The 17,479-nt window shown below is 35.9% G+C and carries 14 protein-coding genes and 1 other RNA gene; 8 read left to right on the forward strand and 7 right to left on the reverse strand.

What is annotated here, in order from left to right; genetic code table 11:
• Positions 1–3 precede the first annotated feature (3 nt).
• The gene (locus SKM54_RS10545; RefSeq protein WP_321095305.1) at positions 4–1,533 is read left to right on the forward strand and encodes a DHA2 family efflux MFS transporter permease subunit; all 1,530 of its coding nucleotides are present in this window, start codon (positions 4–6) and stop codon (positions 1,531–1,533) included.
• Positions 1,534–1,602: 69 nt separating this feature from the next.
• Here the strand turns inward: SKM54_RS10545 and glpK are convergent, their stop codons facing one another.
• A complete protein-coding gene (gene glpK / locus SKM54_RS10550) occupies positions 1,603–3,087 on the reverse strand; it encodes a glycerol kinase GlpK (RefSeq protein WP_321092223.1) in 1,485 nt (494 codons plus the stop codon).
• Between the two features lie 130 nt (positions 3,088–3,217).
• Between glpK and ssrA the strand changes: the two genes are divergently transcribed.
• Positions 3,218–3,576, forward strand: a transfer-messenger RNA (tmRNA) gene (gene ssrA, locus SKM54_RS10555).
• Positions 3,577–3,674: 98 nt separating this feature from the next.
• Here ssrA and SKM54_RS10560 read toward each other — a convergent pair.
• The 5 genes from SKM54_RS10560 to SKM54_RS10580 form a co-directional block, all read right to left on the reverse strand.
• Positions 3,675–4,844, reverse strand: coding sequence for a tyrosine-type recombinase/integrase (locus tag SKM54_RS10560; protein ID WP_321095306.1), 1,170 nt, complete (start codon positions 4,842–4,844; stop codon positions 3,675–3,677).
• A gap of 473 nt (positions 4,845–5,317) precedes the next feature.
• A complete protein-coding gene (locus SKM54_RS10565; protein WP_321095307.1) occupies positions 5,318–5,947 on the reverse strand; it encodes an HAD family hydrolase in 630 nt (209 codons plus the stop codon).
• An 87-nt stretch (positions 5,948–6,034) separates the two neighbouring features.
• Positions 6,035–6,781, reverse strand: a complete 747-nt coding sequence (locus SKM54_RS10570; protein WP_321095308.1) for a hypothetical protein — start codon at positions 6,779–6,781, stop codon at positions 6,035–6,037.
• A gap of 20 nt (positions 6,782–6,801) precedes the next feature.
• Positions 6,802–7,155, reverse strand: a complete 354-nt coding sequence (locus tag SKM54_RS10575; protein ID WP_321095309.1) for a hypothetical protein — start codon at positions 7,153–7,155, stop codon at positions 6,802–6,804.
• Between the two features lie 480 nt (positions 7,156–7,635).
• On the reverse strand, positions 7,636–7,956 hold the full coding sequence (locus SKM54_RS10580) for a hypothetical protein (RefSeq protein ID WP_321095310.1): 321 nt from the start codon (positions 7,954–7,956) through the stop codon (positions 7,636–7,638).
• Positions 7,957–8,255: 299 nt separating this feature from the next.
• On the opposite strand from SKM54_RS10580, the gene mobQ reads away from it, so the two are divergent.
• From mobQ to SKM54_RS10600, 4 genes are all read left to right on the forward strand, one after another.
• On the forward strand, positions 8,256–9,851 hold the full coding sequence (mobQ, locus tag SKM54_RS10585; protein ID WP_321095311.1) for a MobQ family relaxase: 1,596 nt from the start codon (positions 8,256–8,258) through the stop codon (positions 9,849–9,851).
• 204 nt (positions 9,852–10,055) lie between these two features.
• A complete protein-coding gene (locus tag SKM54_RS10590) occupies positions 10,056–12,212 on the forward strand; it encodes a DNA cytosine methyltransferase (RefSeq protein ID WP_321095312.1) in 2,157 nt (718 codons plus the stop codon).
• Positions 12,213–12,268: 56 nt separating this feature from the next.
• On the forward strand, positions 12,269–13,945 hold the full coding sequence (locus tag SKM54_RS10595; protein WP_321095313.1) for an McrB family protein: 1,677 nt from the start codon (positions 12,269–12,271) through the stop codon (positions 13,943–13,945).
• On the forward strand, positions 13,945–15,261 hold the full coding sequence (locus SKM54_RS10600; protein ID WP_321095314.1) for an McrC family protein: 1,317 nt from the start codon (positions 13,945–13,947) through the stop codon (positions 15,259–15,261). Before SKM54_RS10595 ends, SKM54_RS10600 begins: the two co-directional genes overlap by 1 nt.
• A 184-nt stretch (positions 15,262–15,445) precedes the next feature.
• Here SKM54_RS10600 and SKM54_RS12385 read toward each other — a convergent pair whose 3' ends face one another.
• A complete protein-coding gene (locus SKM54_RS12385) occupies positions 15,446–15,610 on the reverse strand; it encodes a PDDEXK family nuclease (protein WP_407061305.1) in 165 nt (54 codons plus the stop codon).
• A 110-nt stretch (positions 15,611–15,720) separates the two neighbouring features.
• On the opposite strand from SKM54_RS12385, the gene SKM54_RS10605 reads away from it, so the two are divergent.
• Entirely contained in the window at positions 15,721–17,190 is a 1,470-nt protein-coding gene (locus tag SKM54_RS10605; RefSeq protein WP_321095315.1) for an ATP-binding protein, read from the forward strand.
• On the forward strand, positions 17,183–17,479 hold a 297-nt coding region (locus SKM54_RS10610; RefSeq protein ID WP_321095316.1), incomplete at its 3' end, for a hypothetical protein. The genes SKM54_RS10605 and SKM54_RS10610, both read left to right, overlap by 8 nt.

Raw genomic sequence — 17,479 nt, forward strand, 5'->3', positions numbered from 1 at the left:
CTTATGAAATACGATACTGCAATGAGCGATCTTAAAGGTGGTCGCTTAATACTCGCTGCATTTGTATTGGCCTTGGCAAATTTTATGGTCGTGTTAGACATGACCATTGCTAACGTATCTTTACCTCACATTACAGGAAGCCTTGCAGTTTCTCCTTCGCAAGGGACTTGGGTTATTACGTCTTATGCGGTTGCCGAAGCCATTTGTGTTCCATTAACAGGATGGTTAGCAGGGCGTTTTGGCGCAGTTCGTACCTTTTGTGTTGGCTTACTTGGTTTCACCATTTTTTCTATTTTATGTGGTTTTTCAACTAGCTTAGAAATGTTGGTGTTTTGCCGAATTGGACAAGGGATATTTGGTGGTCCAATTATGCCACTTAGCCAAATGTTGCTTATGCGAATTTTTCCGCCAGAAAAGCAATCTCAGGCAATGGGCATGTGGGCAATGACCACCGTCATTGGTCCAATTTTAGGTCCAATTTTAGGCGGTACAATTAGCGATAACTTCTCTTGGCATTGGATTTTCTTTATTAATATTCCTGTCGGATTATTCTGTGCATTTGCTGCAATGCGCCTATTAAAAACTGCCGAAACACCAACGGATAAACTTAAAATTGATATGGGCGGATTATTCCTGCTCATTTTATGGATTGGTGCTTTACAGCTCATGCTCGATTTAGGGCATGAATATGATTGGTTTAATCATCCTGCTATTTCAGTTCTTGCGATAACAGCGTTTGTTGGGTTAATCATTTTCACGATCTGGGAGCTGACCGAACGGCATCCTATTGTGAATGTACAAATTTTTAGGTATCGGGGTTTTACCATTTCGGTATTGGCACTCGCATTTGGATTTGGTGCTTTCTTTGGCAGTATTGTACTTATTCCGCAGTGGTTACAAATTAACTTAGGTTATACCGCAACATGGGCGGGTTATTTAACTGCGACAATGGGCTTTGGTAGTTTGCTTATGTCGCCAATTGTTGCCATGCTCGCAACTAAATACGATCAGCGTGCTTTGGCATGTTTTGGATTAATGTTGCTTGGTTTTGTCACGTTAATGCGTGCATTTTGGACAACAGATGCAGACTTTATGGCATTGGCTTTACCGCAAATTATTCAAGGTTTTGCTGTGCCGTTCTTCTTTATTCCACTTACCAATATGGCGCTTGCAGCAGTTTTACCACATGAAATGGCATCGGCAGCGGGTTTAATGAATTTCCTGAGAACCATGGCAGGTGCAATTGGTGCTTCGCTTGTCGTAACACTTTGGGATGATCACTCCAAAGTTTCTCGCAGTGAATTGGTGGGTAACTTACACGTAGAAGAAACACAAAATACCTTAATGCAAACAGGTTTTAGTGCGCAAAGTGCATTAGGTTATATTTCTAGCATTGTAGATAAAGAAGCCAGTACATTGTCTGCAAATCATGTATTTCTTATTTTGTCGATGGTCTTTATTTTTGCAGGCTTGATTATTTGGCTATGCCCAAAACCTAAAATAGGTGCATCGGGTGGTGGACATGCGCATTAAGTAAATTACCTAGATCTCTGTCATTTCTATATAAATAAAAAGGGCAGAGATCTACTTTTTAATTAATCATTAGAGATTAGATTTGGCACGTTTTAGCGCAGTTTTCCAATGATCTAAATGCTTGTCACGTTTATCTTGCTGCATATTGGGTTCAAAGCAACGATCAAGTTTCCAAGATTCAGAAATATCTGATAAATCTGTGAAAACACCTGCTTTTAAACCAGCCATAGCAGCCGCTCCCCAGGCCGTAGATTCCAACATTTTAGGACGTAATACAGGCACATTTAAAATATCTGCTTGAAACTGCATGAGCATATCATTTTGGCTTGCGCCACCATCTACCCGAAGCTCTTTAAGTGGTTGATCAATGTCAGACTGCATTGCACTTAAAACATCTGAAACTTGAAATGCAATCGCTTCTAAAGCTGCACGGGCAATATGTGCTTTGGTTGTGCCACGCGACATTCCACATAGTAGTGCGCGAGCATCACTGTCCCAATGCGGAGCGCCTAAACCTGTAAATGCAGGAACAAGTACTACGCCATCTGTATGCTCAACTGTAGATGCGAGTTTTTCGATATCACAACTTTTTTGAATAATACCTAAGCTATCTCTAAGCCATTGAACAATTGCACCTGCCATAAACACGCTACCTTCAAGTGCATATGAAGTTTGCCCTTGAGCTTGCCAAGCGAGAGTAGAAAGTAATTTATTTTGGCTATATTGAACTTCATGTCCTGTATTAAACAGCATGAAACAACCTGTGCCATAGGTGTTTTTTGCTGTTCCTGCTTCAAAGCAAGATTGACCAAATAGGGCAGATTGTTGATCTCCCAAAATACCTGTAATAGGAATGGTTGCACCTAATAGACCTTCGGCTGTGTCTGCAACATAATGGTCAGATTGAATAATTTTAGGTAAAACCGACTTTGGAATATCAAATAATTCGAGTAATTCTTCATCCCAAGATTGGTTTTGTAAATTCATTAACATGGTTCTGGATGCATTGCTTGCTTCAATTACATGTTCTGAACCTTGGGTTAAATTCCAAATTAACCAGCTATCAATTGTGCCAAAGGCAACATGTCCTTGTTGGGCTAAATCTTTTAGACAGTCTACATTTTTTAAAAGCCAAACCAGTTTTCCTGCACTGAAATACGGGTCAATTCTTAAGCCTGTTTTTGTTTGTATAAGTTGGTTTAAATCTTTTTGAATAAGATGATTACACCAATCTGTAGCTCTGCGATCTTGCCAAATAATAGCAGGCGCTAAAGGTTTACCTGTGCGTTTGTCCCATACCACTGTTGTTTCACGTTGGTTGGTTAAGCCAATTGCTTTAATGTCTTTTGCTAAAATTCGGGCATTGGCAAGTGCTTGTTGAACAACTGCAATTTGAGATGACCAAATTTCTTGAGCATCTTGTTCCACCCAACCCGAATGTGGTGTTTGAATGTGTGTTTCACGTTGAGCTGTCGCCTGAACAATGCCGTGTTCATTAAATATAATTGCACGACTGGATGTCGTTCCTTGATCGAGTGCAAGTAAATAGCTCATATAAATATGTTTTTAAGATTTGAAGCTTTGAATATTAGCGCAAATTTGTAAATAAACGCATCTAGTTGTGTAAATGAGTGAAAAACAAGCACTGATTTTAGAGTTTTATGCTATGATTACTATGTACTTTGGGGATGTTTCTGGCTTCGACGCTGGTGATGAAACTCATAGATGCATGCCGAGAGCGCATTTTCTCTCGTAAATCAAATTTGCATTTTTTAGTCGCAAACGACGAATCATACGCTCTAGCTGCCTAAGGGCAGCTTGTCCGCCTCTCCGAATACTTGTGGTTAGAGAGTCCGACTGAAGCGAACGCACACAAGTCCGTATTAAAGCCACGCCTCGGGGCTTTGTACTAAATTTAGAGGATCGCCTTAGCACCCTGTTCGTCGGGTCGCAAAGGGTTAAATCAATAGACGATATCTAAGCATGTAGTATTCTCGAGCGTAATGCTGGCGGACGCGGGTTCAACTCCCGCCATCTCCACCAAAATTCTTGTTATAAATCAGCCACTTATATTAAGTGGCTTTTTTATTGCCACATATTTGCCACATTTTTCATTCCATGAGCTTTTGATTTCAAAGTTTTTAGGCTGTACGTGCTACGCTAAGTTTCGCAATTTCTTGCTTATTTTTATCCCCATGCAACCATTTAGTATAGCGCTTGATGAGCATTTGTAGGCTATGCCCAAGTTGATCAGCGACAAACATTGGATTTACCCCATCCATGAGTAGCATTGTTGCATACGTGTGCCGTGCATTGTAAGCAGGGCGATGCCGTATAGAACACGATTTCATTGCTTCTAAAAGACGCTCCCTAGGCGGCTTTTCATTAAAGAATGGTTCCTTCGTCTTGGGACATAGCATTACATAGTCTGTTTGGTAGCCTTGATCCTTTTTAAATTGAAGCAAAGCTTTCAAAGCCAGAGTTGATCGTTCATTCAGATATACTTCTCGAGAAGTATGAGTTTTTGTCACTTTCTTTTCTAAACCACGTACACGGCTTTTGTTAACTTTGAATGTGCCATTGAACCAATCGATATCACTTTCTCTGAGAGCAATCATTTCTGAAGGTCTACAACCTGTCCAAAAGGCAAATTCGAAATACCAGCGATAAAATTTATCCTCATCATGTAAGCTTTCGTCGAGCCAAGCTAGTAAGGCTTCCATCTCCTTACGTGTGAAGAGGTCAGGTGTTTCCACCTGAACCTTACGATTCTTAATTTTATGCATAGGATTTGCAGAAATCTGATTATGCTTAACAGCCAATTCAAATACCCCGCGTAGCGGAGTTGCACAGTTATTAAATGTTTTCGCTGTTTGAAAATCACGATCGATAATGACTTCCTCAATATCTTCAGTCGTGATATTGGCTATTGGTGTTAATGCAAAATAAGGCATCCAATGACATTCTAAAATTTTGCGATAGCCATTTTTTGAATCTTTATTGGCAATCGAAAACTTTAAAAATTTTTGTGCAACCTCCTGAAATAAGATTTGTTGACCATCTACCAATTCAGTTTCAGTGGCATCAATACCTTTTGCTTGAGCTATATCATTCTCAGTTAAAATCCCCCATTTGGCTTTATTTATGAGGTCACTTCTAATTTTAGCGGCTGTACGGATACCTTCCGCAGTCGGCGGGTGTGGGAGTGTAATGTAGTAGCGCTGCTTTTTAGAGGTGAAGTTGATTTCGAGTGCATCCTCCCTAATTCTAACGCCGGTTGGTAACGTTTTTGAGTTTGTTCTGTCAACCATTGGTTATAACCTCTAAGTGAGTAGTAAATATTTCCATCTTGTTTTGTCCAAACTAGATCTTGTGGCCAATTTTTTCGCCGATGTGTCAGTTTTTGTTCTTCAATGCCTGTAAGCTTTGAGAACACTGAAGCATCAACCCAATCGATAGCTGTAAGCCCTAGTTCTAAAAGAACATCTAAAATTTCGTTTTGCATAAAATTACTTAGCCAGTTGAGCTGATCTAAAAATTATTCACGGCTAGGCATAAATTTCCCTAGTCACAAATCGCCATGTGGAAAACTTAGCACATGACATTTTTTAAAAACTAGTTTCGTTTAAAACTTCAAAAAAATGGTTATTTAAAAAATTTATGAAATAAAAAAATCATATTTATGCTTGCTGAATTAATAATTTAATCCAATTTGTTAGGTACAAAATTTGGTACTTAAATCCTTAATATCATGAGTTAAGTACCAAATTTGGTATCTTAAGAATCAGCTTAAAAAATGATTTTTATTTTTAAAAAAGGGTTTGAGTACATCAAAAAGATTCTCACCATTTTTACGATCAATGAGTCGAGCCGCCATTCCTAATTTTTGTGGTCCATCCACATCAGCGATTTGGGTATCGCCAATGAACAATACTTCATTGGGTTGGCACTCTAATTGATTTAGAAAATGTTGATATATCGTTGGATCAGGTTTATTGAAACCTACCTTAAAACTCCATGCATAAGCATCTAAAGGTGGAAGTAGGTGCTGTGCTTGAATGCCATAAGGCGTAGCCGCGTTAGAACAAATCGCCAATTTGTAGCCTAATTTTTTAAGCTCAATCAGCATTGGAATTGAATCTTCAAACGCATGCATATGCTCTAAGTCATGTTGAAGAGCGGTATTCATTTCTGCTAGTAGGGAAACAGGAAGTTGATACCCAAAATAAGAAGCGATTGTTTCAAAATCACCGTCCAGTGACATGATCATTGCAGCATCATTAGGCTGAGGCTTACGGCCTTGCTGTTTAAGCCATTTCATCATCTTTTTATAAGGAGATTGGCTGTTTTTAATTTCTATTAGTGTGCCAAATACATCAAAGATGACTGCTTTATAAGGTTGGTTATTCATCATTATTGTCTCATTAGAAATTCAAATACATACCTTCAAACTTTTATCATTACTGAGTCAGCATGATTGGAAAAGGTAAGGAGTATTGCGTTAATTTAAATCTAAACCTAATTGTTCAGGGCTATACCAGCGCATTTTTAAATGTCCGAGTTGGTCTTTGAGATAGGCAGCTTTGTGAACAATAAATTTCTTGTTTTTCAGCCATTCATCTAGTCGGGCATCATCATAGTGAATATCCACTTTTAGCTGTAAAAGTTGATGATATAAGCTTCGCTTTTCACTAGACATTGCTTCTAGTACCAAAGGTGATGCCATAGGTGTTAAAGGGGCGGGTAGACCTTCTGTATGGTTAGGTTGAGCTAGTCTTTTAGAAGGAATTCCAATCGTTACCTTTACGGTAGATGGCTGCTTGACCACGTTGTGCGATGGTTGGGCAGAAATCGCTTGGACGTTTTCCTGATTTACTGTCTCAGGCTCAACTGATTGAATAGAGTTTTTTAGCAGAGAGCTGAGCTTTCGATAGTTGATTGCATAGAAGTTGGTTTGAATCCATTTATTTTGAGATAGCTTTTTGACTACCAAAATACCGACTTTCTTTAACTTAGAGACTATGCGTTTGATTGTAGATGGACTGTATGTACCTAAGGTTTCAGCCCATTGTTCATAGCTGTGGTAAAAGAATTTTTGTTGTTGAAAGAGTTGAGCATCATTGCTTTGCAAACAGTAATGTAGTTTTTGTAAGAAGATTGCGGATGCTACTCCATACGCTTGGGCAAGCGTAGGAGAGGCAATTAACGGATAGTCGCCTTGGACTAATAATTTTGTTTTTTTAGTCATGAGAAGTGCTCACTTAAAGCTTAGTAAGCAGGTTCAGACAATTTGTGACGTGGACGTTGTTGGGTTCGGCGTAGCCAATCTGCAGGATATTCTTGAGTATCAATATCAAAATATTGCCCAGACCAGAATTCTTGGTTGAGTTCATCGTGATATTGATGATGTGGATTTTGCTGATGCAATTTAAGTGGTTGTTCCGATTCGAAATCGGACGGAGTGTTGTCTTGAGTGTTATTTTCAGCTTGGTCTAAAGTCTTGAAAATATCAAGTAAGGCTTGGCGCTGTGTATGCGATAGAATTTTTGCGCTTTCAATAAGAAGTTGTTTAGCAAGTTTTTTTGGCGTGCAAGGGGTTGCACCATTGAATTTGTTATTCATAGCAGTAATCCTAGATAAGTATTTAATTATCTCCATCACTTCTCACGGTAATGGAGGCAACTTAACAGGGGTGAGAATACTGAATCTAGGATCAGCCAGCCGAAGCTGCCCTGCTAAGCCACCATAGGACTGCTTAACAGTAGGCAAAAAAATAGCCGCAAGTGCGACATTTTATTGCACCTAGATTCTAACAGGTTCTCACGCCTGAACACAGATTTTGCTGTGTTGAAATAAGATTATCCCGCAATGTTAGGTAGGTCAAGGCCTTGAATTGAAGTTTTTATAAAAAATGTGAAAAATCAAAAAATGGTAATGCCCTAGATATATTTAGTTATTTTATTGTTTATTTTATTTATAAAGAAGAACAGCTCAAATTGACCCAATGGAGTGGTCCAAACTGAGCGAGTCATTCAGCTCAATTTGGGCTATCGTTGTTTTAAACAAATTGAGTTCTTGAAAGCGTCCCTTCATCCCATAAGATCACTTAAGTTTTTCAAAAAATAATTCAATTAACTGACTATCAACTTGTCCAGCCTTTAGGTTCTTGTTCAACTGGCAATAGTTAATTAGATTTTGTTTATGCTTCTCAACGAGATCTAACCTTTTTGAGTTTTTTTTGAGCTGTTTGATTAAATACGAACCCAATAAGATCTTTAAGCGGGTTTCATCACTCCTACGTTTTTTATCGAGCTGATTCTCTAATGCTTGCTGACGATGTTGAAGCTGATCTAATTGCTTTTGCTTCATTTGTTTCTTCTGTTCTAACTCAGACAACTTATCTTGAATATTTTGTGGGTGCATATCAGTTTTCCTGTAATTTGACTTTTTTTAGCTTATCCCGATGTAAAAAATAAAAATAAATTTGATGAGAAACATCAAAAAAAAGACTTAGCTGTATAAACCACTTTTTTGAAGTTTAGCTGTCTTCGCTTGTGATCAAAATTAGCAAAACCTTAAGCTAACCGTGGTGGGTTTTCCATGAACTTTAGTGAATGGCGCACTTATGCAAACTCTTCGAGATTTGCCCGTTGCGACAGGGAGGTCCCTGTACCCCAGCTAACAAAGTTAGCTAAAAAAAAGCCGTTTAATTAGGTGGTGTTATGGCAATTTATCATTTTACAGTGAAGACGATTTCACGCTCTCAAGGACGTTCTGCTGTCGCTGCAGCAGCGTACCGGAGTGCAACAAAGTTAAAGGATGATTACTATGGTTTATGTCACGACTATCGAAGAAAATCAGGGGTTGAATTTAGTCAAGTTTATACTCCCCCAAAAGCGGATAAAAATTTAAGAAATCGTGAGTATTTATGGAATTTGGCTGAACATAGCGAAAAACGAAAAAATTCCACAGTTGCTAGGGAATTTGAAATAGCTTTCCCGTGTGAATTGAATAAACAGCAACGTCAATTGATGCTTGAAGATCTATGTCTGCAAATTGTTGAGAGGCACAAAGTCGCTGTAGATGCATGTATCCATGCACCGCATAAAGACGAGATGGATGAGCGTAACTACCATGCGCACATATTACTTACTACACGAGAAGCAACACCTAAAGGATTAGGTGCAAAAACTCGAGAGTTAGATGAGATCTATGGTGATGAAGTACGAGCCTGGCGCAAGCGCTTTGCTGAAATAACCAATCATCATTTGAAGCAGGCAGGCCATCAAGTCACGGTGGATCATCGGAGTCTTAGAGAACAGGAATCAAGCCGTAAAGCACACTATCATGAAGGACCAGCAACAACCGTACTTAGACGTCAAGGCAGAAGCAATGAATGCATTGTCATTAATGACTTAATCAGTGAGCATAATCAAATTGAGCAAGAAATTAGCGCCAAACTAGACGAGATAGCAGAATTAGATAAGGAAGGGGGAGATGTAATACGCAGTTATGCAACCTATTGCGAATTCCAAAAAGTTTATAAGGAATTTCTTGAAAAATATGCTGATGAAGATTTTATTAGTGGTCAATCTAAATTGGTAGAGCAATATAATTTAGTGAAAAAGCTAGAGGAATTTGAAAAAGCAGCACTATTACTACAGCAACATGATGTTGAACCACAAATGAAAAAACCTTCCCTTTTTTCATTCTTCAAGCCTAATCAAGCATCCCAACCATCAATCACCTTTAATGAACTTGAAGAATTTAAATCGATTTATCTATTACCTATATTGAACTACCAAAATAATATGAAGAAAGAAAAAATAGAGGCAGACAAAAAGCGTAAACGTGAAGAACAACAACGAATACGAGAACGTATTTCTCACGAAAATGAATTAAAGGCAATCAATCAATATTTTAGAGACTATGATCAAACTGGTTTAAGACGGGATTTTGCACATGCCTTTAGATATGAGCATAGTGATATAAGTGAAATTGAGACTATGACTCAGCTTCAGGCACAGGATTATGTAAGAAAAGATAAGATTGCTTTCAAACAACACACTGAAGTGAAATATAAGGCGATTCTAGCGCTGATTCCTAAGTTGGATAGGGAAGAGCTCAAAATCATAGAACGAATCATTCAAACTGATAATTCTGTGCGTGGGATGGATATTCAATCCTATACAGAGAAAGCAACCAAATCCATAAAGGCAACAATTGAGGATATGCAATGGAGAGCATTACAAAGAAATCAATCTTCTAAGCCAATGCCATTTAAACAGAATGATCGGTCAAATGATTTTGAGTTTTAAGAGTGGTTTTAGAAATGTAAAACTTAAATATAAGTATTAAAAATCTAGATAGAAAGTTGTAACTTTTTGAAAATTATATCTTTTGTAAGTAAGACATAGAGTGTCGCTTAAATTTGGTTATTGCTTGAAGGATATAGAAATAGCCAGATTTTTTATATCGAGCTTGCTATAATGTGAATCGATTTTTTGGCTGTTTTGCATGACATGAGTAAATTTACGTATATCGACTTATTTGCAGGCTGTGGTGGTCTATCCGAAGGTTTTACTCAATCAGGCCTTTTCGAAGGGCTTGCTCATGTAGAGTGGGAGCTACCGATGGTGCAAACTTTACGCCATCGCCTTGTACAAAAATGGAATTATGATAAGGAAACTGCTGAAAAATCAGTTGTGCACTTTGATATCCAAAAAACTGAAGAACTTATATTTGGTGGTTGGTCGGAACAGTCTGAGCAGCAATTTGGATCTACGAATAATGCTGATATAAAGCAAAATGGTTTACGTGGTTTAGTTGGAAACCAAAATGTAGATATTGTTGTGGGCGGTCCGCCATGCCAAGCATATTCAATAGCAGGTCGAGCTCAAGATAAAAATGGGATGAAAGATGATTATCGTAATTATCTTTTTGAAAGCTTTGTAAAAGTTGTAGATGAGTTTAAGCCAAAGCTCTTTGTCTTTGAAAATGTGCCTGGGATCTTGACTGCAAAGCCTGGTGATAAACTTGTTATCGAACGTATTTACGAGGCGTTTGAGGCGATTGGATATCAGATCAAATCACCAAATACCTTAAGACAAGCTTCATATACAGCAACTGAGTTTGGTGTTCCTCAAAAACGGAATCGAATAATTATTGTTGGAGTGCGTAAGGACTTAAATATTGATTTAGATAATGTCTATAGTGCTATCGATAGTCACAAAACAACCGTAGTTAAAACCGTTGCGGAGGCTATAGCAGATTTACCTAAATTTCTACCATTAACTGAGCCGAAAAAAGAAAATGGTAAAAATATTTCGCATATAGGTGACAATACATCCCTATGTTTACATACGCCAAGATTTCATAATATTAGTGATATCCAAATTTTTACCCAATGGGTAAAAAAGGGTATGAATAAATTACCAAATGATCAGAAAATTGAATTTTACAATCAATTAAAAGGTAAGAAATCGAATCATGCGAAGTACCGTAATTTAGAGTGGGATCAGCCATCACCAACAATTGTGGCGCATTTATATAAAGATGGTTTGATGTTTATTCATCCAGATGCTGATCAAGCTCGATCCATCACCATTCGTGAGGCAGGGTTATTGCAATCATTCCCGATGGATTACGAATTCATAGGTAGCATGGGGTATTGTTACAAAATGATAGGTAACGCTGTACCACCTTTAATGGCAGAAAAAATTGCATTAGGTGTGGCAGATGTTCTACAAAATGTTGGTGATACTATTTTTAAATCTAAAATTAGATCTAAGGCGAAGAAAGTTTTGAGCAATGTCAAAGAAGATGTTCCAAAAATAGCTAAACTTAATATGAGTGAAACCATGATTCAAAGTTTGCCTGTGTTGACAAGTGATTTAAAACAAACAGCGCTTGAATTAGATGTGCCACAAGATCTTGAAACAGAAAAGCACGTTGCGGTTAAGAAGTTGAATATCTTGGTTGCTTGTGAAGAAAGTCAAGCTATTACTACTGAGTTAAGAGCATTAGGACATAATGCTTTCAGTTGTGATTTATTACCATGTAGTGGTGGTCATCCTGAATGGCATTTTAATATTGACGTATTTGAGATTATTAAGCACAAAGGTGGTGAGCTACAAAATGGTGAATCTGCATATGTGCCACAATGGGATATGATGATTGCGCATCCGCCATGTACGTATTTAGCTGTGAGTGGCGCTCAATGGTATTATCATCCTGAAGATAAGCATCTGCCAAAAGAGGAACGAAGACCACATCCAAAGTTCCCAAATCGTGCACAAGATCGTGATGAAGCTATTGCTTTCTTTAAGGCGCTTTGGGAAGTGGATATTCCAAAAATTGCAATTGAAAACCCTGTTGGGGTGATTAGTTCACATATTGGTAAAGCTACGCAGATTGTTCAGCCTTATATGTTTGGTGATGAAGCGACTAAAACCACATGTTTATGGATTAAAGGTTTGCCATTACTTGAGCCGACAGAAATAGTAGGTAAGGGCGAGCGCGTAACATTCTCAAGTGGTAAGTCTATGCCTAAATGGTATGCAGAAGCGCTTGTTAAGGCTAAAACACCAGAAGAACGCCGTAATTTAAGAAGCAAAACATTTAAAGGAATGGCAAAAGCAATGGCTCTACAATGGGCAGGGCGTGTTAATGTTGAATAAGAAAATAATTTGACTTGATTTTAAAAAACCTTATTATTGATTAATAAGGTTTTTTTATGAGTTATACTGTGAAAGAGAATGGTAGTTTTTATATTGATAAATCTATAACAGTATCGGATAGAACATTTAAAGCATATATCAACTGTTTTAATCAGCTAGCACAAGATCATTCAAAAATTTCTCAAAAAGAATATATATTAACTAATGAGTTAGTTAAAGAAGCAGGTATCAAGGGGACTAATCCTTCTAATGTTTGGAGTTCGTATTATACAAATGCTATTGAATTAGGAATCTTTTATATTGATGAAAGCGGTAATTATCATTTAGGACAAGCAGCTCAAGACTTTTTAACAGGATCTCTATCATATAGTGAATATATGTATAAATATGCTTGTAATTTTGAATTAATTATTGAAAATAAAATTATTCATCCATTGGTTGAAATTATTGATAATTTGGATAGTGGTATTTTTAATTTTGAATCTTACTTAAAAAAAGTTAATAATTTTAAAAATAATGATTCAAATAAGACTTATATCAGACAATTTTTTGGTCGATTAATACAAGCTGAAATTTTTGAAAAGAATGGAAATAATTATAAATTAATTAAAGATATAAATGATCTAAAAAAAGATATAACACATTCTAATTTAACATTTGAAAAATTTAGAGAAGTTTTTATAAAATCATCCGAAGCACAAAAAAATATAGTTTTAGAAATGATTAATCGAGAATTGAGAGAGCAAAGTTTAATGAACCTGAATACTATATTTGTAGGCCCTGCCGGTACGGGAAAAACTTATGAGTCAATAAATAGAGCAGTTAAAACTATTGATGGCCATGCTTCTTCTATACGCTCGAATGTTAAAGCTAGATCTATTCAATTAATAGGAAATGGACAACTAGGATTAGTAACATTTCATCAAAGTTTTAGCTATGAAGAGTTTGTGGAAGGTATTAGCGTTACGACAAATCGTGAAACGAAACAAACAGAATATAAAATCAAGGATGGTATCTTTAAAATTATAGCAAAAAAAGCACAAGATAATCCAAATCAAAACTATGTGCTCATTATTGATGAAATCAACCGTGGTAATGTCTCAAAAATCTTTGGAGAACTAATTACATTATTGGAGCCATCCAAACGGTTGGGAAATGCAGAACAACTGACTGTTAGGCTTCCATATACACAGGAAGATTTTGGTGTGCCAAATAATCTATATATTATTGGTACCATGAACAGTTCTGATCGTTCTCTAACGGCTTTAGATGTTGCAATGCGTCGTCGTTTTAAATTTGAAGAACTTTTACCAAACCCTCAACTCTTCGAAGGCATTGAGATTGATGGGATTGAAATTCAGCTCCTTTTAGAAGCCATAAATGAGCGTATTGAGTATCTGATTGGTAGAGATTATTGCATTGGCCATGCATATTTCACTTCACTATTAGACAAAGAGAACCAAACTTTTCAAAAGCTAGCTGATATATTAAAAAATCAAATTTTGCCATTGCTACAAGAGTACTTTTACTCTGATTGGGAAAAAATAGATTTAGTGCTTGGTGGTAATTCATTTATCCAAAAAACTGAATTGAAAGGTAAATCTTTATATTTGTTCCAAGATAAATCAGTAACACCAGAAGAGGTTTGGAGTATTGATGCAGAAGCTTTTGACAATCCGCATAATTATGTTGGGATCTATACAGATATAGAATTAGCGGAATCAAAGCAATAATGAAACAGCATATTATTGTACGTGAATATGCAACTTTAAAAATTGCGAAGCATCCAAAAATACAGAATTTGGATAAGTTGGATGAGGCTGAAATTTCCCAACAGGATTTCGATTATCTTTACGAGCTAATGCATCAGGATATTTCTGAGGTTGAAACTAAAAAAAAGATTTTCCTATTAAGTTCTCGTACAACCTTACGTGTTCAAAACTTTGTGGGCGTTATTGAAACTCCTGCAGGTACTGTACTTGAGTTGTTGCCAAAAATCGCTCACTTAGATGATCTGAATCAATTAAAAGAAAAATTACTTCAGATGATTCTAGTGGCTCAAAATATTAAATATCGAAAAGTAGATGAAGCATCTTTAAAATCCTATAAAGGTCCTTTAAGTGAGTATTTGGCACGTGTTTTTCTTATTGAATTAGGGAAACTATTGCAAAAAGGTATTTGCCAAGATTATTTAAATATTGAAGATGAACAGCTTTATTTGAGGGGGAAATTGAATTTAAAAAAACATGTAAGAAATAGTGCAGGAAAATTACATATATTCCCTATTCACCATGATGTTCTAGGTTTGAATAATGCTGAAAATAGATTGCTGAAGACTGCAATTGAATTTATTTTAAAGAAAACACGGGATTCACATAACAAAAAAAATGCATTGATTTTTTCTCATTTAATGCAAGACATTCCATTCAGTAAGCAGTTAGATTCAGATTTAAAAAAATGGCGTTCTGGGCGACTTGTTGCCCATTACCAGGCTATAAAGCCTTGGTGCCAACTAATTTTAAAGCAGAAAAATCCAATGGCTATTTTAGGGCGGGATAGAGGGTATAGCTTATTATTTCCAATGGAAAAAGTATTTGAGCAATATATTGGACATAAGCTTAAGGATTTGTTGAAAAATGATTTTTCATTACATATGCAGGATAATGAGAAATATTTGTTAGAAAAAGATGAAAAAAATTACTGTAGATTAAAGCCAGATTTTCTTATTAAAAAAAATAAAATAAATGAACTTGTTTTAGATGCAAAATGGAAACGGTTAGATGAAAATAACAAGAAATTCGGGTTAAGTGAGAGAGATGTTTATCAAATGTATGCTTACAGTCATACATATCTACAATATTCAAAAAAAGTTGTTTTGATTTATCCAAAACAAGATAATTTTACAAAGGCAATCGAAGGCTTGATATTTTTGCCGAATACAGCGAGTGGACCTGAATTATGGCTAGTACCATATGATTTAATATTAGATCAATTGTGTTTAAGTTTAGAGGGGAGGGCAAAGTTTATGTCTCAAATTTTTAATATTTGATATTTAGAGTTCAAGATAGTGCATACTATTCGGACTTTGAATACATTCCTTAAACTTTTTGAGTGACCAATTAAAGTTTAGCTCATTATTAATGGTACATTCTCACTAAATACAACTACAACTTTTCTAATGTTGTTAGATAAGTTTTATTTGATTCATTATATCACGATCTAAATTTTTCATGCTAAAACTGACTATTGGTTTTAGGCCATTTAAAAGATTTGCATTGATGAAAATGCCAAAAACATACACAAATAAAAATCAAAATATTGTATCTAGGTAAGATGATATCGAGATTACTAGCTGATTTGGAATCATACAAGCGATACAGGAAACAAAGCTGATGTATTTTTTATGTACTAGAATTCATAATACATCACTCTATATTTTAGTGGAATATTGCTTAAATTAAACCTAAATAATTGCTATATTTAAATTAAATGTTGACATGCTGATGATATGGGTAATACAAAACTTTTGATGCCGAGTGCGGCATCTATTTTGCAATCGATGCGAGATATTGGTTATACATTAGACACAGCCGTTGCGGATATTATTGATAATAGTATTGCAGCCTCTGCCACAAAAGTTGAACTGTTTTTTTTAACAAAACCACTCTTACGATTTTTAATTGTTGATAATGGCACAGGAATGTCTAGTGACGAGCTTCATTTAGCATTAAAGTTTGCTGCAAAATCACCTGTAGAAACAAGAAAAGATGAAGATCTAGGAAGATTTGGTTTAGGTTTAAAAACAGCCTCCTTTTCACAAGCACGTAAGATAACCGTTATTACTTCCAAAAATAATCAGCTTTGCGCAGCACAATGGGACTTAGACTACATTGTGCAAGAGGACCAATGGTTATTAAAAATCATTGATATTAATGATATTGATTTAGATGAAGAATATCTGAATAAAATTAAAGAACATGGCACCATTGTTATGTGGGAAAATATAGATCGGATTTCTTTTCATGAAGATGAAAAGGTTATACAGCGCTATATTAATCAAACATTGTCAAAATTAAGAGACCACTTGGGGCTAGTCTTCCATAAGTTTATGGAAGGTAAAGCAAAGGCACATAAATTATCGATTAGCTTAAATAACTTGCCTATTGAAGCTTTTAATCCATTTTGTATATCGAATAGTTTTACTTTAAAGCATCCGAAAGAAAAAGTATTTATTGAAGATACTGAAGTTGCAATGCAGGCGTATATTTTGCCACATTACTCTAAAATGTCTAAAGATGAGTACGAATTGTTCAAAGAAAAAAGTGACTTACTCAACTCGCAAGGTGCTTATGTTTATCGTAATGATAGATTAATGGTATGGGGAGATTGGTTTCGTGTAATTTCTAAATCTGAAAATACAAAGTATGCGCGTGTTGAAATTAATTTTGATAAAAAGATTGATCAATTATGGACGATTGATATTAAGAAGTCTAAGGCTGTACCACCTTATGAGGTATTAGATCGCTTAAAGCAGGTGATAGGGAAAATATCAACGGCAAGTGTAAAGCTATCGACTAAACGTATTAATAAAAGTCTAGCCACAGATGAATCGGCATGGAACCGTTTTTCTGGTGATTTTATTGGTTATAAGATTAATAAAAACTATCCGATATACCAAAACTTAGTACAGTCTATGACTTCTATACAACTTAAAAACTTTCAAACATTTATGGAAATTTTGGAAAGTAGTCTTCCCGTACAAAGTATTTATTCCGATATGGCTGTAAATCCCAAACAAGTTGTTTTACAGGACACGGTAGATTCTGAAAAACTCTATGAAAAATTTTTAAGTTTTGCAGAAATGATGGAAGCAAAGAACATGGATAGGAATATGTTCAAGCAGGCTGCTATTTCTACAGGCTTATTTGATGAAAATACTAAAGACTTTAGCAATTGGATAGAAAATTATTATGCTTAATGAACAGCAATATAGGGTAGCTAAAACAGCCATAGATCTATGCTTAACTAAAGAAGGTCCTTATGAAGTTGAGTTTATTGAAAAAAAGGTAATGGCAGCATCAGGGCTATTTGATTACGAAGATGATACTAGCATTATCACTCGTTATGTAGAGTCCAAAGTAAATTGTAGTATGCAATTGGGGGTGTCAGTCGTTAGCGAAGAAGCTGAACATAGCCAAGATTGGATTCAAGATATTGCTAATGAGAATAAAATATATGCAACATCTTATGAGCGCTATTTACGTCAA

Source organism: Acinetobacter faecalis, assembly GCF_034187745.1.
GTDB classification, from domain to species: domain Bacteria; phylum Pseudomonadota; class Gammaproteobacteria; order Pseudomonadales; family Moraxellaceae; genus Acinetobacter; species Acinetobacter faecalis.